16 protein-coding genes and 1 tRNA gene are annotated in these 18,749 nt (G+C 33.0%); 12 read left to right on the top strand and 5 right to left on the bottom strand.

The annotated features are described in order from the left end of the window. Positions 1-345 precede the first annotated feature (345 nt). The 3 genes from AC1DVP_RS18355 to AC1DVP_RS18345 form a co-directional block, all read right to left on the bottom strand. On the bottom strand, positions 346-1,503 hold the full coding sequence (locus AC1DVP_RS18355; RefSeq protein ID WP_477184931.1) for a Gfo/Idh/MocA family protein: 1,158 nt from the start codon (positions 1,501-1,503) through the stop codon (positions 346-348). A gap of 343 nt (positions 1,504-1,846) precedes the next feature. After that, positions 1,847-2,242 carry a biopolymer transporter ExbD gene (locus tag AC1DVP_RS18350; RefSeq protein ID WP_315201456.1) on the bottom strand — a complete coding sequence of 132 codons (396 nt, stop codon included), beginning with the start codon at positions 2,240-2,242 and terminating at the stop codon, positions 1,847-1,849. A 3-nt stretch (positions 2,243-2,245) separates the two neighbouring features. Further along, positions 2,246-2,941: a MotA/TolQ/ExbB proton channel family protein gene (locus AC1DVP_RS18345; protein WP_477184930.1), complete on the bottom strand. Its 696-nt coding sequence runs from the start codon at positions 2,939-2,941 to the stop codon at positions 2,246-2,248. Between the two features lie 151 nt (positions 2,942-3,092). Between AC1DVP_RS18345 and AC1DVP_RS18340 the strand changes: the two genes are divergently transcribed. The 3 genes from AC1DVP_RS18340 (at position 3,093) to AC1DVP_RS18330 (ending at position 6,024) form a co-directional block, all read left to right on the top strand. Further along, positions 3,093-4,328: a bifunctional folylpolyglutamate synthase/dihydrofolate synthase gene (locus tag AC1DVP_RS18340; protein WP_477184929.1), complete on the top strand. Its 1,236-nt coding sequence runs from the start codon at positions 3,093-3,095 to the stop codon at positions 4,326-4,328. A 113-nt stretch (positions 4,329-4,441) separates the two neighbouring features. Beyond that, positions 4,442-5,242: a hypothetical protein gene (locus AC1DVP_RS18335; protein WP_477184928.1), complete on the top strand. Its 801-nt coding sequence runs from the start codon at positions 4,442-4,444 to the stop codon at positions 5,240-5,242. Between the two features lie 245 nt (positions 5,243-5,487). Next, on the top strand, positions 5,488-6,024 hold the full coding sequence (locus tag AC1DVP_RS18330) for a hypothetical protein (protein ID WP_477184927.1): 537 nt from the start codon (positions 5,488-5,490) through the stop codon (positions 6,022-6,024). 68 nt (positions 6,025-6,092) lie between these two features. On the opposite strand, the gene AC1DVP_RS18325 is transcribed toward AC1DVP_RS18330, so the two are convergent. Both AC1DVP_RS18325 and AC1DVP_RS18320 read right to left on the bottom strand, forming a co-directional pair. Further along, positions 6,093-8,858: a hypothetical protein gene (locus AC1DVP_RS18325; RefSeq protein ID WP_477184926.1), complete on the bottom strand. Its 2,766-nt coding sequence runs from the start codon at positions 8,856-8,858 to the stop codon at positions 6,093-6,095. Between the two features lie 59 nt (positions 8,859-8,917). Then, on the bottom strand, positions 8,918-9,499 hold the full coding sequence (locus tag AC1DVP_RS18320) for a MiaE family protein (protein WP_100433237.1): 582 nt from the start codon (positions 9,497-9,499) through the stop codon (positions 8,918-8,920). 107 nt (positions 9,500-9,606) lie between these two features. Between AC1DVP_RS18320 and AC1DVP_RS18315 the strand changes: the two genes are divergently transcribed. The 9 genes from AC1DVP_RS18315 to AC1DVP_RS18275 all read left to right on the top strand — a co-directional run bounded on the left by AC1DVP_RS18315 (position 9,607) and on the right by AC1DVP_RS18275 (position 18,746). Further along, a complete protein-coding gene (locus tag AC1DVP_RS18315) occupies positions 9,607-10,857 on the top strand; it encodes a glycosyltransferase (protein ID WP_477184925.1) in 1,251 nt (416 codons plus the stop codon). Between the two features lie 339 nt (positions 10,858-11,196). Further along, positions 11,197-11,271 (top strand) — tRNA-Val (locus AC1DVP_RS18310). Between the two features lie 272 nt (positions 11,272-11,543). After that, a complete protein-coding gene (locus AC1DVP_RS18305) occupies positions 11,544-12,779 on the top strand; it encodes a site-specific integrase (RefSeq protein ID WP_477184924.1) in 1,236 nt (411 codons plus the stop codon). Between the two features lie 74 nt (positions 12,780-12,853). After that, complete coding sequence (locus AC1DVP_RS18300; RefSeq protein WP_477184923.1) at positions 12,854-13,837, top strand: sensor histidine kinase; 984 nt, start codon at positions 12,854-12,856, stop codon at positions 13,835-13,837. After that, the gene (locus AC1DVP_RS18295; protein ID WP_477184922.1) at positions 13,837-14,601 is read left to right on the top strand and encodes a LytR/AlgR family response regulator transcription factor; all 765 of its coding nucleotides are present in this window, start codon (positions 13,837-13,839) and stop codon (positions 14,599-14,601) included. The genes AC1DVP_RS18300 and AC1DVP_RS18295 overlap by 1 nt, the downstream gene beginning before the upstream one ends. A 104-nt stretch (positions 14,602-14,705) precedes the next feature. Continuing rightward, a complete protein-coding gene (locus tag AC1DVP_RS18290; RefSeq protein WP_477184921.1) occupies positions 14,706-15,083 on the top strand; it encodes a hypothetical protein in 378 nt (125 codons plus the stop codon). A gap of 2 nt (positions 15,084-15,085) precedes the next feature. Next, positions 15,086-16,378: a TolC family protein gene (locus tag AC1DVP_RS18285; RefSeq protein WP_477184920.1), complete on the top strand. Its 1,293-nt coding sequence runs from the start codon at positions 15,086-15,088 to the stop codon at positions 16,376-16,378. Between the two features lies 1 nt (position 16,379). Continuing rightward, complete coding sequence (locus tag AC1DVP_RS18280; RefSeq protein WP_477184919.1) at positions 16,380-17,507, top strand: efflux RND transporter periplasmic adaptor subunit; 1,128 nt, start codon at positions 16,380-16,382, stop codon at positions 17,505-17,507. Positions 17,508-17,510: 3 nt separating this feature from the next. Continuing rightward, on the top strand, positions 17,511-18,746 hold the full coding sequence (locus AC1DVP_RS18275) for an ABC transporter permease (protein WP_477184918.1): 1,236 nt from the start codon (positions 17,511-17,513) through the stop codon (positions 18,744-18,746). Positions 18,747-18,749: the final 3 nt, after the last annotated feature.

The raw sequence follows: 18,749 nt of genomic DNA, 5'->3' as shown, positions 1-18,749 counted from the left end.
AAAACATGGGATTAAAATGAAAGGATGTGTCGCCGTTCAGAGAAAGTTATTGGAATTGATTTATGTTCTTTATAAAAACAAAACAACTTACGACAAGGATTATAAAAAAAATAGCGTGCAAGCACAAAAGGCATAAGCACGCTATACAGTCTAGCTCTATGGCCGACTTAGAGGACAAATTTAATGATAAAAATTAAAAAATAAAATTTAGATTTATTAGAAAATCAACACAGAATCTTTCCGTTACAATCTCTCTCGTCTCGTCTTTAGGGACGAGACGAGAGAGGATTTTCACTGCAATCGGGGCTAGTTTAGGAGTTTAGTTTTTTTGAAGATATTTTCTTTCTATACTATGAAAATTTTCTTTCCCGTCTTGGCAGATTTGTAAACTGCATTAATAATTTTCATATCCTTTWATCCTTCTTCTCCTGTAATATGATTAGGTAATTTTTTATTTTCTAATAATACTTTACAAATTTCATCCATTTGTATTTTTTGCTGGTTTATTTCAGGAAATTTCAATTCTTTTTCTGAAGTTTTACCTTTATAGGGTCCATAACTCAATGCTGGACTTAATTCAAAACTGCCCTCGTCGGCAGTTGCGTAAAACCTGTCAATATTGTAACCGCATGAAGTATTGCAGTTTGAAACTGCCCCACTCGGAAATTCCATTTGCCAGGATATGCTTTCCTCAGTCTCAGAAAACCTGTTTTTATCATTCACCGTGCCAAATTGTGCGGTAACAGCGATTGGTTCTTCTCCTAAAACGTAACGGCTTGCCTGAATGCAATAAATTCCTAAATCCATTAAAGGACCGCCACCTGATAATTTCTTATTTAGCCTCCATTCGCTTTGGCTGTTTTTATCAACGATTGTTTTTTTATCAAGAGTATCATAGGTCTTATAGCCTAGTGATGTTTCTATAAATCGTACTTGTCCAAAAACTTTTTCTTGTCCCAATCTTTTAATTTCCAAATGTGTTGGCTCGTAATGCAAGCGATAACCGATAGCCAATTGAACATTATTATCATTACAGGCTTTTATCATTTCTTCACAATCAGCAACAGAAATCGCCATTGGCTTTTCTGTAATTACATGTTTTCCTGCTTTTGCAGAACGAATTACAAAATCTTTGTGCAGACCATTTGGCAAAACAACGTACACTAAATCTATATCTTTGTTATTGATTATTTCGTCGAAATTTTGATAATTATAAATATTCTTTTCGGGGATATTATATTGTTTTTTCCATTTTGCAGCTTTCTCAGGCGACCCGGTTACTATGCCCGCTAAATTGCAATATTCGGAAATCACAATTCCTTCTGCTAACATAGCTGCGTAATTGCCTAAACCGCAAAGCGCTATATTCAGCTTCTTTCCTGCGTATGGTTTCTGAGACTTTTCTGTCTGTGTTATATATGAAGGGAGTGCTGTCATAACAACAGTTGCTCCAACGCCTAAACCAAATTTATTGACAAAAGACCGCCTTGAAATGTTTTTCATAAAATATACCTTTAAGTTAATTCTTAATTTTATTAGTATACTCTTTTTGAAAATGTTACGCTTTTGCTCTTTAGAATATTGGCCTTCAAGTTTAAACAACTTTTCATTTCATAGCATTTTACGAAATTTTAAGATCCTGTAGAGCTATCTATTTCGGAAACAAAATTCAAAAAACTTTATTAAAACCTATAATCTCTTGTGTTTGCGTAATGCGCGTGAGGGACAGGAATAAGCTACCGAAGTAGCATGGATGGCCCGACCGCAATAAAAAATGGGGCGACTCTAGACAATCTAAAGCAGCCCCATTTTTTATTGCGGTCACGCCCAACTGATTTTTATATTTTTACTTCGGACTTGTGGCGATAACAAATTTTAGGTTGTTCTTCACTCCTATCTGCAGTACATCGACCAAATCCTGAACTTGCAGATTGAACGGAATCCTAACGACAACAGTTTGGTCTTTTTGAGCATCTATTTTGGACATCAAAGTAGCTTCGAGTTCTTCGAAAGCAACGGGCTGTTTGTCTATGTAGAATTTCTTGTCTTCGGTGACGGATAAACTGATGTATTGTTTGTTGGTTTTTTCATTGGTTTTTGACTTTGGTAACGTCATTTTAATCACATTTGGATTGGCCAAAGTGGAGATTATCAAGAAAAACAGCAACAAAAAAAACATAATGTCACTCAGGGACGACGTAGCGACCTCAGCGTGAAATCTTCTTTTTCTTTTGATAGACATGACTTATGCTTTTTGAATAATATTGACGAATTCTAATATCTGCTTTTGTACTTTCAAAGCATAATTATCAATTTTCCCGTTCAGCAAGTGGTAGGCACTGTAGGCAATGATTCCTACGATTAATCCCGATCCGCTACTGATCATTTTCTCGTATAAACCTCCCGAGATATTCCCGATACTGATATTCTCAGTTACCGAAATGCTGTAAAAAATCTTGATTACCCCCGAAATTGTTCCGATGAATCCTAGCGTTGGTGCAATACCCGCAATCAATCCCAATTGTCCCAAATGCTGTTCCATTTCGGCAATTTCGATATCGGCTGCGCGATCCATATTCGATTCAATTTCGGCAATGGGACGGCCTATTAACAAAATCCCTTCTTTAATCACATTACCCGAAGCTGTATTGGTTCTTTCGGTTATGGAACGGGCCAAATCAAAATTTCCTGAAGTCAAGTGATCGCGAACATCGCGCATCAAAAGAGGATCTACTTTTGCCTTTTTATTAATGTACAAATAGCGCTCTATAATTAGATAAAAAGTATAAAACAACAGTATCGCAATGGGAATTAAAAAAAATCCTCCTTTTAGAATGAATCCTAAAACGGAGATTTCATTATTGGTTGCCACTTTTTCGATGACAACATTGGACGCAGCAGTGGCAAGAGTATCAGCTTGTAATTGTATAAAACTAAACATATATTATTCTTGGTTTATAATCATTAATTCTAAAAAATATTTCAATTTTGTAGTTTGAAAGTCAAAAACAATAACTGATCTATTTTCACTGTAATATTAAACTAAAAAAAGCAAAAAATATTTCAATCCGCAACTATTTTATCAAAAATTAATGAACTATCAAGAAACCACAAACTGGATGTTTAACCAGCTTCCAATGTATCAACTGCAAGGGGCTTCGGCTTATAAAAAAGATTTAACCAATATCCATTTACTGGCTGACCATCTTGATAATCCTCACAAAAAGATAAAATGCATTCACGTTGCCGGCACTAATGGCAAGGGCTCAACTTCCCACATGCTGGCTTCCGGTCTTCAGGAAGCGGGATACAAAGTGGGGCTTTATACTTCTCCCCATTTAAAAGATTTTCGGGAGCGAATCAAAATTAACGGCATCGAAATTTCCGAAGATTTTGTATGTGAATTCATAAATACGCACAAAACATTTTTTGAAGAAAATGACATGAGTTTCTTCGAGATGTCGGTTGGATTGGCTTTTGATTATTTTGCAAAAGAAAAAACGGATATCGCGATTATCGAAGTGGGACTTGGCGGAAGACTGGATGCTACAAACATCATCACACCATTGGTTTCGGTAATTACCAATATCGGCATTGATCACATTCAGTATTTGGGTAACACTTTAGAATCTATTGCGACCGAAAAAGCGGGAATCATCAAACCCAAAATCCCTGTTGTCATTGGTGAATATACTCCTGAAACACATCCTGTTTTTTTAGCGAAAGCCAAAGAAAATAAAGCCGAAATCTATTTTGCATCTGACTTGATTTCGGAAACCTTTCCTTCTGATTTAATTGGTGATTATCAAGAACACAATAAAAAAACGGTTATACAAACTTTCAAAATTTTAAATGAGCAAACGAATTTTAAGGTGAATGACGAAAACATACAATCTGGGTTGCTCCATGTGGTAAAAAACACTGGATTACTCGGAAGATGGCAGCAATTGGGAGAAAACCCAAAAGTAATTTGCGACACGGCACACAACAAAAATGGTCTCGAAATTGTTTTGAAACAGATACAAAAAGAAACTTTTAAAAACCTGCATATTGTACTGGGAGTTGTCAATGACAAAGAACTGAACGAAGTTTTGCCTTTATTTCCAAAAAATGCGACTTATTATTTTTGCAGACCGGATATTCCAAGAGGCTTAGATGCTGCTTTGTTACAAGAAAAAGCATTACAGTTTGCATTGAACGGGAATACATATAACTCTGTAACAGAAGCTTACATCGAGGCTCAGAATAATTCTACAAAAGAAGATTTTATTTATATTGGCGGAAGCACTTTTGTCGTGGCTGAATTACCGTTAAATAAAGAGTTTTAAAAATACTTTTCTTTTTCTCTGAAAAAAAATTAAAATTTCATAACTATCTGATTAACAATTTACTAAATTTATAAGAGTTTTGTGTTAATTAATAATTTAATTTTAGTTTTATTATGAGAAAGAACGCTTTTTTTTCGTTAAGAATGTTAATTTTAACATTCCTGTTCAGTATGAATATTCATGCACAAGATCCCCCCAAACCTGTATTTATTACTTTTACTACCCTCCACAGAAATTTAAATACGGATGCGAAAGATTGGAAGGCAACGGAACAAGAGTACTTTGACAAAGTGACGAGCAAAAATGATTTAATAATTGGCTCGGAAATTCTGACCCATTATTACACCGAAAACAGCTCCGAAGTGATTTTGGTCAATGTTTTCAAAACTTGGGAAGACATTGAAAAAGCTGGTGAACTCTCAGACGAGCTTGCCAAAAAAGCCTGGCCTGATGAAAAAGTACGAACCGCTTTTTTTGACAAACAAAACAGCTATTATATTCCAATGCACTCAGACGAAATTTATTCTTCCATCGAAACGATTGGCATGAAAGAATTTAAAGCAACTACAAAAGACCCAATGATTGTTTACATTCGAAAATCACAAATGTCAATGTCCGGCAAAGGTAAAGGTATGAAGGAATACAATGAAAAAATTACCCTGAAGGATCCTTTCATCAAGGGATATTATCCTTTTCGCCACTCTTGGGGATCGGACAGCAGAGATTTTATGGAAGCCTTTTTTTATGACTCTTTCGCCGACATAGAAAAATCAGGCCAAAAACAAGATGAATTAGTAAAAGCGGCATGGCCGAACGAAACCGACAGCAAAGCTTTTTTTGATCAGTTAAAATTAGCATTCACCGGTGTTCATGGAGATTTTATCTATCACAATTTACCAGGAGTTTCCAAATAAAAAAAAGTGCAAATTGTATATAAGGCAATGCCGATACAATTTGCACTTTTTTTATCCCCTTCTACTTTATGCTTTGTTTAAGTTTTAGCATTACTAAAAATTTAATTTTATTAATCTAAGATTTATAGTTTGTTAACAAAGAACAAATAGTATTAGCATAGTTTTGAAAAAACAAAATTACAACCTAATACAACATGCAAAAATTTTACTTTTTAATGCTATTTCTTAGCATGAACTCTTTTTCTATGCCATTTTCCGAAAGTTTTATACTTACTAATGATGGATCGAAGATTAACATAAAAAGTAATTTTTTTCGAATTGATAATACTGAAAAGATCGTTTTTTATAAACTACCTAACTCGGATATTGAAAGTAAGATTAAATTTAAAGACTTTGATTATATCCACATAGGAACAAATAAGTTTAAAACATATAAATTAAATAATTCTAAAGAAATAAACGGCTATTTTGTTCTATCTGAGACAGCTTCAAAAACACTTGTTTTTACAACTAAACCAGATGAAGAAGAAGGAAGTAAAATAAGCTATGTTTTTTATGTACTAGATTTAAATAATAACATTCTCGACAGCTTTCAATTTGACAATCTTAAAAATACTAAATCAATCACTGCACGTGAAGATATTTTTCCTAAAATTAAATTTTATTTTAAGGATTGTGAGATGCTGATCACACGAATTTCTTCCTATGATACGGCAAAGAATCAGAATCTGGACATTTTAGATTTCTTTAATTCTCCAGTTTACATAGAATGCCTAAAATAGTAAAGCTCCCAAATGATTGGGAGCTTTACTATTATATAATCGAAACAATGTCCTGAAATTGCTATCCTCTAATTGTCTTCTGTATCCTTAGTTTCTTCAATATCCTGCCCTTGTTTGCCAACTTTTACTTTTGGATTATTATTAGTTCCGGTAACGGTCAGCGGAATTCCAAGAATTCCTAAAGGAGGCAATCCCAATCTCATTTTGATATTCAATTTACCGTCCAGACTGGATGTTCCTTCAATTCTTGGTCTGAAACCTGCAAATTTGAATTTGAACCGTTCGATCGTAATAATATTATTTTTTACAGTTGTTTTAATATCCACCTTGGATAGCTCCGGATTTTTAATCGCTTCATGATCTGTAGTTTTGCTCACGGCATTAAACATTTTCATCCCTTTTACCTTTACGTCTTTTATAGACAACACCCCACCACCAAGCAGCGAAGGATAAACAGGCATCATTTGCTGATTCAATCTTCCTTTTATTTTGTAATCCAATGAAACAATTCCTTCTGCATTTTCGGCAGCACTGGCCATTTCTTTGAACATTTTCACTTCCTTGTAAGCTTTTTTGATATCAAAATCTGTGGCTTTTATATCATATTCAAAAACTGCTTTTTTAGGAGTGATGCCCTGATAAGCTGCATTCATGGCAACATTACACCCTATAAGATTAAATCCTGTATTTTGCATTAGCATTTTTCCCTTTTTCATTTTCAAGGCTCCTTTTCCGTCTTTCAAAATCAATCCTTGGTAATTAATTTTATGTGCAGCAGCATAAAATTGCAAATCCATATTTGACGGAATCAGAATTACACCGGTTTCTTGAGTCGCTGGTTGTGGAGCACTATTTGAACCAACAGTTGTTGTTGTCCCTGGAGCAGCCGTTGTACTTGACATGAACTCATCTACATTGATAAATTTTGAGTTTAAAGTAAATGATCCTCTTAAAGTGCCATTTTTGGAAGACATAAAATTAAACACATTCGTCAAATAGCCATTTAGCTTAAAATCAGACTGTCCATAAGAAGCCAAAAAGGTATTAAACGACATTTTATCCTGATTGAACCTGAATATTCCTTCTTTTATCAATAATGATTTAGGCAAATACTCTGTTTGGACATTTATGTTTCGGAGTTCGAGAGTGCCTTTATTTTGCAGTTTACTGTAATCTCCTTTCTCAGCATAGCTTTGAATCCCTTTCAATTGTAAATCGGCTTTGATAGAACCATCAACATCTAATCCTTTTTGAGAAAACACTTTGTAGATTTTACTAATATTTAAAGTCCCTTTGGCTTTGATGTCATAATTCAGATCATCAAAATTTTTCAAATCGGCTTTTACCAAAAAAGGTTCTCCTTCAAAGGTAAAACCAGCCGGTTCCAACACTACCGAAAGATCGTCATAAGTCCCTTTTTGATTGGTTATTGTAGACACAATATTGATATCGGTAATCGGATTTGGGTAATATTGGGTTTTTACAAATCCGTTTTTTAGATCCAGTTTCCCATTTGTCATTGGAAAAAGCCGTTGCTTTTGGTCGTATTTCCCTTTGGCTTTCAAATCGCTTACAAGCATTCCTTTTAACTCTATATCCGGAATTCCAAGTGCGCGGTTTAATTTCTCCAAATCAATGTTGGAATTCAATGCCAAATCAACATCTGGCGTAGTCATTCCATTCATTTTCAATTGCGCCTTAACGTAATTTTTTTCTATATTTAAAGATAAACTTTTGGCATCCAGCTGTAAAAGTTCTGGATTCAGAGAAGGCACTTTGACAGCAATATCCATATTAAAATCAGAAACTGGAAAAGCGCTTTTTTTATAATTCACAAATCCGTCTTTTAGCTTAAAATCCAAACTTAAATCAGGTCCGATGTTTTGTGAGGCAATGTATTTCCCTTTAACGGTTAGCAACAAATCTACACTTCCTTTCAATTCAGTGTCTTTTAGCCAAGCAATATATTTTGGAGGAAAAGCAGTAAAAAGGTCATTTAGATTGCTTTTGTTTGATTTTAACTTAAAATCAATATCATAGCCATCTTTCAAAAAGTCAAATTTCCCTGTAAAATCGACTAATAGCTTGTTTATAAAGAGGTCATTTTGTTCAAATACAAAAGACAGTGAATTGGTGTTTATTTTGGTAATCAAATCCCCATCCACTTTTTTATTCATCAAGTAAGGTTCATTTTCGTAAATAATATTCAGCTTTTCGATTTTTGCTTTCGAATGCAATGCAAAAATAGCTTGGCTCAAATCTCCATTACCCAAATAATTGAAACCTACTGCATCTATGTGGACATTGGCAGATTGATCGTCGTAAATAATTTTACTGTTATTGATTTCGATTTCTTCTAATTTTAATCCCGTTTCTGATTTTTCTTCTTCTTTTGGAGCAGTAGTTTTATCGGCGATATACACATTATAATTTGCCTCCCCTTTTTTATTGACTTTTACATTAATCAATGAATTGGAAAGGAAAATTTGATCAATTTTTATACTTTCTCCAAAAACCAAACTGCTTAAGTTAATTCCAAAAGCAATCTCATCAGCAGTAACTAATTTTTCATTTTGAAAAGGAGCCGATCCGTTGAGTTTAAAATCAGTCAAAGTCAAAGTCAAGGAAGGGAAATGCGTAAAAAAGGAAACGTGCGCATCAGTATAATTCAGTTCTCCGTTTAATTTTTCATTGGCTGTTTTCTTTACTTGTTCTTTTATTTTATCCGAAAAAATTAAAGGTGTGATAAACATCAGCGCCAATAAAACCGCAAGCGTTATGCCTGTATATTTTAAAATCTTAAAAAAAATTGTTTTATAATTGATCGCCGGCATAAGTTTGATAAATGAATTAATAAAAATGAAAATTTAAAAATTAAGCAGTTTATGGAATATTAACCATGAACAGTTTCGTTTTTCCCGTAATTTACGATAATCGAGGTTTCAAACTCAATCCATTCCTGCCAACGCTTATCGACATCAAAATTGTCCACATATTTTCTGGCAAAGCCAAGGAAAGTGGTGTAATGTCCTGCTTCAGAAATCATTAAATCACGATAAAACTTAGCCAATTCCTGGTCTTTTATATTCTCTGACAACACTTTGAACCGCTCACAGCTTCTGGCTTCTATCATTGCAGAAAACAGCAATCGATCTACCAAAGCATCTTTACGGCTGCCGTCTTTTTTCATGAATTTATAAAGCTCATTTACGTAATGGTCTTTGCGTTCCCTGCCTAGAGTCAGCCCTCTGCTTTTTATTAAATTATGCACCAGTTGCAGATGATCTAATTCTTCTTTTGCAATAACCAACAGCTCGGTTACCAATTCCTCCAACTCCGAATTGTACGTAATCAAACTAATAGCGTTCGAAGCCGCTTTTTGTTCGCACCAAGCATGATCTGTCAATATTTCTTCAATATTACTCTCTACTATATTTACCCAACGCGGGTCGGTAACTAATTTCAATCCAAGCATATCAAATGATTTAATCCTGCAAAATTAGTGTTTTCCTGTTGATTTCCCTTTAAAAATGATGCTTTAACCGCTTAAATTGCATTATTTTGCACCATTATCTTAATATCATGAATTCAATTCAAAAACTTTTAATCATTGGTTTTGTCTGGCCTGAACCTAATTCTTCGGCGGCTGGAGGCAGAATGCTCCAGTTGATTGAACAGTTCCAGCAACAAGGATTTAATATAACATTTGCAAGTCCGGCCATGGACAGTGATTTTATGGCTGATTTGGCATCACTGAATGTCGATAAAAAATCAATTGTTTTGAATTGCTCCAGTTTTGATGTTTTTGCCAAAGAACTGAATCCAGCCGTTGTTTTATTTGACCGATTTATGATTGAGGAACAATTCGGGTGGAGAGTTGCCGAAAATTGCCCTGATGCCCTAAGAATATTGGATACTGAAGACTTACACTGCCTGCGGTTGGCCAGACAAAAAGCTTTTAAAGCAGATCGAGATTTCACAACTGCAGATACTTTAAAGGAAGAAGTTGCGAAGAGAGAAATCGCCAGTATTTTGAGATGCGATCTTTCTTTAATCATTTCCAAATTTGAAATGGAACTATTGCAAACAACTTTCAAAATAGATCCAAAACTGCTATATTATTTACCTTTTTTATTAGAGCCGCTTAAGGAAACTGCTTTTGAAAAACTTCCTTCTTTTGAGAAAAGAACCGATTTTATTTTCATAGGAAACTTTCTTCATGAACCCAATTGGAATGCTGTTCAGTATCTGAAAGAAACCATTTGGCCTTTACTAAGAAAACAATTGCCAGATGCCAACCTTACTATTTACGGAGCATATCCTTCCCAAAAAGTAATGCAATTGCACCAGCCTAAAGAGGGTTTTCATATAAAAGGCCGTGCGAGCGATGCCAATGAAGTAGTACAAAACGCAAAAATTGTTTTGGCTCCCCTGCGCTTTGGTGCGGGCATAAAAGGAAAACTGATCGAAGCCATGCAATGCGGAACGCCGAGCATTACGACCACCATCGGCGCCGAATCCATGCAGGGAAATCTGCCTTGGAATGGTTTTGTGACTGATGACATAAATGAATTTACAAAAGCTGCCGTACAACTATACCAAGACAAAAAACTTTGGACAGCAGCACAGCAGAATGGAATCGAAATTATCAATCAGCGGTATTCAAAAGAATTGTTTAGAAATGATTTTGCTTCCCAAATACAATTTTTGCTTTTCAACTTACCACAGCACCGTTTGGACAATTTCTTTGGAGCATTGTTACAACATCACACTTTAACCAGCACCAAATATATGTCACGCTGGATTGAAGCCAAAAACGGCAAAAAGGATTAATTCCAATGAAATAATAGCCCACAGGATTATACTGATCAGGCGAATTTTCACAGATTTTTTGTCTCTTGCTCAAAAAATTCAATAAGAATCCGAGGCTTTTGCTGGTTATTTATCAATTTTTCCATCTTAAAATCTTAGCAGCTTAATCTCTTAGCCTCTCAATTAAGAATTAAACTCGTTTTTACTGCATTTTTTTTACTTTTTAAAACACTAAATACCAGCAAACTGAATATTTTTATAAAATAAAAAGTAAAAATTCTTTAGAAATGTTTTGCATAAGCGAAAAACTAGCCTATATTTGCACTCGCAATCACAAAATGATAGCAACCTAATAAAATAGGGCGATTAGCTCAGCTGGTTCAGAGCACCTCGTTTACACCGAGGGGGTCGGGGGTTCGAACCCCTCATCGCCCACAAGTTTAATAACAAATGGTTTCAAAACCCTATAAATCTTACGATTTATAGGGTTTTTTCTTTTGCGCATATACCAAATTATTCATTCAATCTTAATTGGAAAGGGACAAAATCGAGACCCTAAAAAAAATCAAAATTAGGGTCTCGCTAAATCTTCTCAATCCTTGCAAACAGTCGTACTAACAACCAGTTTAATGCTTGTTCAGAATATGTACATCTTGTTTGCTATCCTTTAGAAAATTAAATTGAATACTAATTAAAAGGTCACCACAATGAAAGCAAAAATCACTCTACACATTTATGCAAAAACCACAAAAGCTAATGCAGCAGGACAATTACCAATTTATATTCGATTGACCGTTGACGGCCAACGTTTCGAATTTAGTTCCAAGAAATTCATTGAAAAATCCAAATGGTCGCCAGAATTATCGAAAATGAAAGGGAGCTCTGAAGAAGCTAGAACAATAAATAACTATCTTGATTTAATGAAATCTAAAGTATTTGATATTCAAATGGAACTAATCCATAAAAATGAAGAATTATCCCTGGAGAATTTCAAATCAAGAATATTAGGAACCCATCAACGTGAGCGAATGATAATTCCAATTTATCAAAATCACAATGATAAAATTGAAGAACTTATCGGAAATGGCTATGCTTATGGCACATTAGAACGCTTCAAAATATCTTTGAAACACTTGCAAGAATTCATCCAATGGAAATACAATGTTTCGGACATAAGCATAAACAAAATTGATTATGCCTTTGTAACCGAATTTGAATTCTATTTGAGAAGTGTTAAAAAGTGTAATAACAATACTGCCGTTAAATATGTTAGGAATTTCAGAAAAATAATCAAGATTTGTCTGGACAACGATTGGTTGGATAAAAATCCTTGCAGTCGATATGAAGGAAAAATGAAAGAAGTAGAACGAGATTTTCTTACTGAAGAAGAGCTATATAGAATTTACAATAAAAGGTTTTTATCTGAACGATTAACTTTAGTAAAGGATATTTTTATTTTTTCCTGCTACACTGGTTTGGCTTATGTTGATGTAAAAGGATTAAAGAAAGATCACATAGCATTAGGCATTGATGGCGAAAAATGGATATTCAAAAACCGCCAAAAAACAGATACCAAGTCAAAAATTCCAGTGCTGCCAATTGCCCAGGAAATCATTCAAAAATATGCCAATCATCCAAAGTGCTTAAATGAAGATAGTATTTTGCCAATTTTGACTAACCAAAAAATGAATGCCTATCTTAAAGAAGTCGGAGATCTATGTGATATCTCAAAAGAAATTACTTTTCATATGGCACGACATACTTTTGCTACCTCTGTAACGCTCACAAATGGCGTTCCTATTGAAACCGTAAGTAAAATGCTTGGTCATAAAAACATTCAAACTACTCAACATTACGCTAAAATTTTAGACAAAAAAGTGAGTGAGGATATGCAGGTTTTGAAGAATAAACTAACTATTAATATTACTAAAAAGATAGTGTAAACATTTTCTAGTATTTAAGATACTATTTTTAAGATTTATTATAAATTTATCTTTTTTTAAATGAAAAATATATAATGAAAAAACGTCTTTACTTAAATGCTTTGATCTCATCGCCTATTATTGCACTTTATGGTATTAGTCCTTTATATGTTTTTAATATATTTTCAATAAAATATTTTTTTTTCACGCTTTTAGGAGTAACAATTAACAATTTAATATTTTGGATTATTAACATAGTCCTAATTTTATACCTAAAAAATTCAAAAAGGTGGGTTGTATATCTATTAAGTTATATCATTACACTTTCGATTATTCCCCAACGAGCATATTTATTAAATGTTTTCAAATCGACAACAATTTTTGATTTGTTAGATGTTTATTACCTATACCCTATAGTATCGTCTATTACAATAAATACAATTATTTTAATGATCTGCAATTCTATTATAATTTCTGAAAAGAAAAAAAGTGCTGAATTTAAACTTGAACACCTCAAGATAGAACAACTTGAAGCGCAAAAACAGGTTTTAATACAACAATTGCAACCTCATTTTTTGTTCAATTCACTAAGTGTTTTGAAATCGTTAATTATAGAGGATAGTGAAAAGGCAGAAAATTACGCAATCAAACTTTCTGAATTTTTGCGATATTCTGTAGAATCGCATAAAACAAATATTGTTGCACTTGAAGAAGAATTAAAATTCACAAATGATTTTGTAATACTTCAAAAGGTACGTTTTGAAGATGCATTTATATTTCAATGCAATTTACCTGATGAAATTATGAAAAGAAAAATCCCTGTTTTTGCGTTACAAACACTTGTTGAGAACGCATTAAAACATAATTATTTTACAGAAAAAAAACCTCTCAAAATAGAAATTGAATATCACGAAGATTACATAAGTGTAAAAAACAATAAAGTCTCTTTAAAAGTAACTGAACGGACTTCTATTGGACTAGCAAATTTAAACAGGAGATACGAAATTATCACTGGAAAAAACATTGAAGTATTTGATACAGAGACTTCATTTTGTGTCACATTACCATTAATCAACTGATGAGAATATTAATTATTGAAGACGAAAAGATTACAGCAAAAGATTTATCAAAAACGATTTTGTCTGTAGAACCCGATGCTGAAATAGTAGAGATTTTGCATTCGGTAGAAGATGCTTTGGTATTTTTTAAGCAAAATCAAAATATTGATTTAATTTTTTCAGATATTGAGTTAGGGGATGGTTTGAGTTTTGAAATTTTTGAAAAAGCCAATGTTTCAATACCTGTAATCTTTTGTACTGCCTATAACGAATACGCATTAGAAGCATTTAAAGTATTTGGAATTGATTATATCTTAAAACCTTTCAGCAAAAATACAGTGGCTAATGCTCTAGAGAAATACTTCACGATCAAGGATAAATTCTCTATTGGTAATAACGAATATAGCCACTTAATTAATGCCTTAAAAAACAATTTGAATCCTTCAAAATTACCATCAATCATAATTCAACAAAAAGATAAAATTTTACCTATAAGTGGTGAAAATATTGCTGTATTCTATATAGAAGATGATTATGTTTTTGCATACACTTTTGAACAAAAAACATTTATTATTTCGCAGAAATTAGATTCCTTGGAAAAAACATTTTCTCCATTTTTTTTTCGAGCAAATCGCCAATTTTTAATAAATCGCAAAGCGGTAAAAGATGCTTCACATCATTTTAACAGAAAAGTATTAGTGAATCTTAATCTCCCTTTTAAGTACCAAATCATAATTGGCAAACTAAAAATTACTTCTTTTATTGAGTGGCTATCTATTTCTTAAGTTTATGTTCTGTCCACTTTAAACTCAATTTGTCCATTTCGGATATATTCTTATTTCACAGCTCATCTTAGTTGAACAATTTTGCTTCATAAAATTTATAATTTATGATAGCGAAAAAAATTATTATTGCAATTAGTGCATTGTCCCTAATGTATTTTCAGACAATTAATCAAAGTTCTAATACACTGGTTGGCAAATGGAAAGGTGAAAATGGTCCTAAACTTTCAGTTGAATTTTATTTGGGTACTGATGGTGCTTATTATGGTAAGATAAGTGATCCAACAGATCTGTATTATGGAAAAATTATTTTTAAAAAAATGATTTATAATGAGAAAGAAAAAAAATTATCGGGCACACTTACCCCCGCTGACAAAGACATTTCTCTCGATGCAACTATAAATATCGAAAACAGCAATAGGATAAAAGTAGTTGCTAAAAAATTCTTGATAACTAGGGTGGTTTATTTTTCAAAAGTTAAATGATAATGAAAAAAACCATCGTGTTATTTATGATATGTATTATATCAAGCACCTATTCGCAAGAAAAATTTACAGACCTTAATACTCTTTTAGAATACGCTTCAAAAAACAGTTTAACTCTGCAAAGTAATTCTATTAAATTCAACCAAGCAAAAAAAGCAAAGCTCGCTGCTTTACTTGGTGTTATTGATCCTACTGGAACCCAAAATTTATCTTTTACCGATAACACAAAATTACCGGTCACATTATTTCCTGATGAAAGCAACCCTGGAACCTATAATGAGACTACGTTTGGACAACAGTATAATACTTCATTTGAAATGAATACAAGTATTAAACTGATTAACTTTGAAGGATGGGAAAATTTGAAATTAGCAAAGATTAATTTAGACCTTACTAATTCAAACTCTCAAATTTCATTAAAAAATCTTCAGGAAAATATTGCCAATAACTATTTTAATATTGTTTCTCTCCAAGAACAAAAAAAGAGTGCATTAGACTATCAAGCTATAGCAGACACACTTTATCAAATTGTACTGAACAAATATAATCTAGGGCTGGTAAAACAACAAGATGTTAACGATTCCAAAGCTAATTTTTTAAATGCAAAAGAAAATGCAAATCAAATTGAATTCTCAATCCAACAAAATTATTTAAGCTTAAAAATTCTTTGTGATATTCCGGAAGAAAAAGAAATTATAATCGAAAACAGCAATCAAGATTTTGTTGAATTTTTTGAACCTAATGTGATAGAAAATACACTTAATCTTGATAATGCAGTATTAAAAGAAAAATATGCTTTAAGAAGTTTCAAACAAGCAAAAAAATACATTTTGCCAAATCTTTCATTTACTACGAATCAATCTTCTCAACAATATAGTGATACTTTCAAAGTGTTTGGGGGACCTTGGTATAAAAGCAGTTATATGGGGTTAAAACTTTCGATACCGTTGCCCAACGCCAGTAGTATGACTAAAAAATTTAATGCAAAGTATGATTATGAACTAGCTCAAAAATCAACAGAGCAGGCCAAAATCAAATCAGTTTTAGATACTAGAAAGCTTGAAAATGAATTTAGTAAAAATAAATCACAATATCAGGCTTATAATGAAATTTATATCCTAAGAAAGGATACTTATGGGAAAAACAAGAATTTATATGCTTCCGGATTACAATCGCTAGATCAGACTTTAGACAGTTTTAATGCAATGGTAAATGCTGAGTACAATCTAATCTCTGCAAAGATTAGTATTCACTTATCACAAGCAAGAATTGACATTAACAATAAAATTAGATAGAATGAAAAAGTCATTATTAATAATAATCGTTTCCATTTTCACAGCTTCTTGTGGAAAAAAAACTGAAGAAACTAAACCAATTCGAAAAGATGTTACCGAGACTGTATTTGCTTCTGGAATTTTAGAAGCCAAAAACACATATGAACTTGCAGCTGAAGCCGATGGGTATCTAACCCAAGTAAGTTTTGAAGAAGGTAATTTGATTAATGAAGGAAAAGTATTGGCGGTGGTAGATAACAGAGAATCTAAATTTAATCAGCGAAGTTCCTCCGAATTATATAATATAGCACTTAGCAATACGAATAGTAGTGCTCCCGCATTACAGCAAGCTAAAAATACTATTGGAAGTTACAACCAAAAAATGGAATTGGATCTCATCAATTTACAACGCTATCAAAAATTGTGGGCAACTAATAGTATAGCGAAAATGGATTTAGACAATGCTGAATTGCAATATAGAACTTCAAAAGCCAATTACGAAAGCGCTTTAGAGAATTATAAACAAGTACAACAACAAGCTGAACAAGAAGTAATAAGTAAAAAAGCTAGTAAAAATATTAATGACTTAATAACAGGACGAAACACAGTTGTAGCAGTGTTTGGAGGAAAAGTCCTGAAGGTGTACAAAAAAGAAGGCGATTTTGTAAAACGTGGTGAAGCCATTGCCTTGATTGGAGAACCAACAAGTATCTATGCAAAAGTTAATGTTGATGAAGCAAATATTGCAAAAGTAAAAATAGGTCAAGAAGCAGCAATCCAGTTAAATACACAAAAAAGAAAAGTCTATAAAGGTGTGGTAACCGAAATTTCACCAGCCTTTGATGAAAGCACCCAATCATTTATCTGCAAAATTGCTTTTATTAATTCCTTAGATTTTAAAATAATTAGTACTCAATTACAAAGTAACATTGTAGTTGCAACCTCCAAAAATGCCTTACTTATTCCACGTAATTATATAGATTTTGGTGGCAATGTTCAAATAAAAGGTAAAAATGGAAAAACAAAAGTAGAGACAAAATTTGTAAGTAATGAATGGGTACAAATTTTAAAAGGAATAGATGAAAATACTGTATTAGTTACTGATAATCTGCTTGAGAATAAACCTTCAGAAGGGCAATTAAAAGATTAAGCTATGAAACGCAATGTAAATATAGAAATTGCCTTAACTCACATTTTTACGAGGAAAAAACAAACTTTGGTAGCAGCATTAGGAGTAACATTAGGAGTAGGTATTTATTTGTTTATTAATTCTCTAACAGCTGGCTTTACTGCTTTTGCGCAAGAAGAAATGTTTAAGAATAGTCCACATATTAAGATTTACAAAGATGATGAATTGAGTAAACCTTTGATAAATGCTAAAAATTCCACAGAAGTCTTCGCTATTATTAATCCTCAAATTACCACTTTGTCAAAGAAGATTGTTGATCCCGAATCATTATTATCGAGAATCAAACAAGAACCTTATGTGACTAATGCAATTTCCCAGGTTAGTTTCGATGCGTTTTATAACCGAGGTCAGACCCAGATTAAAGGTATGGGGAGCGGTGTAGATATTTTTGAATACGATTCAATGTTCAAGACCGGCAAAACCATTGTGGCAGGTAGTCTGCAAGGGTTACAAAATAATTTGAACGGTATTATTATAGGTAGCGGAATTGCAGAAAAACTAAATCTAGGTATTGACGATAACATTACGGTAACTTCTTCCTATGGGGTTGTGAAAGTAATGAAGATAGTAGGAATTTTTTCGAGTGGAGCTACCACTACGGATAATTCCAAATCTTATGTAAACATAAGTACAGCACAGCAATTTGTCAAAGAAGGTCCTTCTTTTGTGAATGACATTTTTATTAATGTACCAGATGCAAACAAAAGTGAAATTTATGCTGCCCAATTGCAACAACTTACCCCTTATAAAGTAGAAGACTGGAAAACAACCAATGCAGATGCTTTATCATCAGGAAAAACGAGAGATACTTTAATGACAGCAATATCTCTTTCCATACTTATTGTAGCAGCTTTTGGTATTTATAACATTCTTAGTTCGACGATATCGCAAAAAATTAATGATATCGCAATTCTAAAAGCAACAGGCTTTTCGGGTGGTGATGTCATTAGAATTTTTATGGTCGAAGCCATTGTAATGGGACTAATAGGGATTGTTATGGGCTTAGTTATTGGTGCTGTTCTTATCGGTATAATGTCCAATGTTTATATGGGGGGACCTGTAGGCTATTTTCCAATACAATTTGAGACCAGATTATTTGCCAGCAGTTCTGCATTAGGGTTAATTATTACTATGTGTGCCGGTTTTTTTCCTGCAAAAAAAGCAGCAGATGTAGATCCTGTTGAAATTTTTAGAAAATAATCG

Source organism: Flavobacterium sp. P3_A6, assembly GCF_056403035.1.
The sequence above is the reverse complement of the archived record's forward strand: the minus strand, read 5'-3'. Positions and strand labels throughout refer to the sequence as shown.

Bases quoted from the DNA above. Each gene is read 5' to 3' on its own strand.
- AC1DVP_RS18320 (WP_100433237.1), bottom strand. From the start codon at position 9,499: ATGCTTGGATTGAAATTAGTTACCGACCCGCGTTGGGTAAATATAGTA.
- AC1DVP_RS18275 (WP_477184918.1), top strand. From the start codon at position 17,511: ATGAAACGCAATGTAAATATAGAAATTGCCTTAACTCACATTTTTACG.
- AC1DVP_RS18305 (WP_477184924.1), top strand. From the start codon at position 11,544: ATGAAAGCAAAAATCACTCTACACATTTATGCAAAAACCACAAAAGCT.
- AC1DVP_RS18350 (WP_315201456.1), bottom strand. From the start codon at position 2,242: ATGTCTATCAAAAGAAAAAGAAGATTTCACGCTGAGGTCGCTACGTCG.
- AC1DVP_RS18290 (WP_477184921.1), top strand. From the start codon at position 14,706: ATGATAGCGAAAAAAATTATTATTGCAATTAGTGCATTGTCCCTAATG.
- AC1DVP_RS18345 (WP_477184930.1), bottom strand. From the start codon at position 2,941: ATGTTTAGTTTTATACAATTACAAGCTGATACTCTTGCCACTGCTGCG.
- AC1DVP_RS18325 (WP_477184926.1), bottom strand. From the start codon at position 8,858: ATGCCGGCGATCAATTATAAAACAATTTTTTTTAAGATTTTAAAATAT.
- AC1DVP_RS18335 (WP_477184928.1), top strand. From the start codon at position 4,442: ATGAGAAAGAACGCTTTTTTTTCGTTAAGAATGTTAATTTTAACATTC.
- AC1DVP_RS18340 (WP_477184929.1), top strand. From the start codon at position 3,093: ATGAACTATCAAGAAACCACAAACTGGATGTTTAACCAGCTTCCAATG.
- AC1DVP_RS18280 (WP_477184919.1), top strand. From the start codon at position 16,380: ATGAAAAAGTCATTATTAATAATAATCGTTTCCATTTTCACAGCTTCT.
- AC1DVP_RS18285 (WP_477184920.1), top strand. From the start codon at position 15,086: ATGAAAAAAACCATCGTGTTATTTATGATATGTATTATATCAAGCACC.
- AC1DVP_RS18295 (WP_477184922.1), top strand. From the start codon at position 13,837: ATGAGAATATTAATTATTGAAGACGAAAAGATTACAGCAAAAGATTTA.
- AC1DVP_RS18315 (WP_477184925.1), top strand. From the start codon at position 9,607: ATGAATTCAATTCAAAAACTTTTAATCATTGGTTTTGTCTGGCCTGAA.
- AC1DVP_RS18300 (WP_477184923.1), top strand. From the start codon at position 12,854: ATGAAAAAACGTCTTTACTTAAATGCTTTGATCTCATCGCCTATTATT.
- AC1DVP_RS18330 (WP_477184927.1), top strand. From the start codon at position 5,488: ATGCCATTTTCCGAAAGTTTTATACTTACTAATGATGGATCGAAGATT.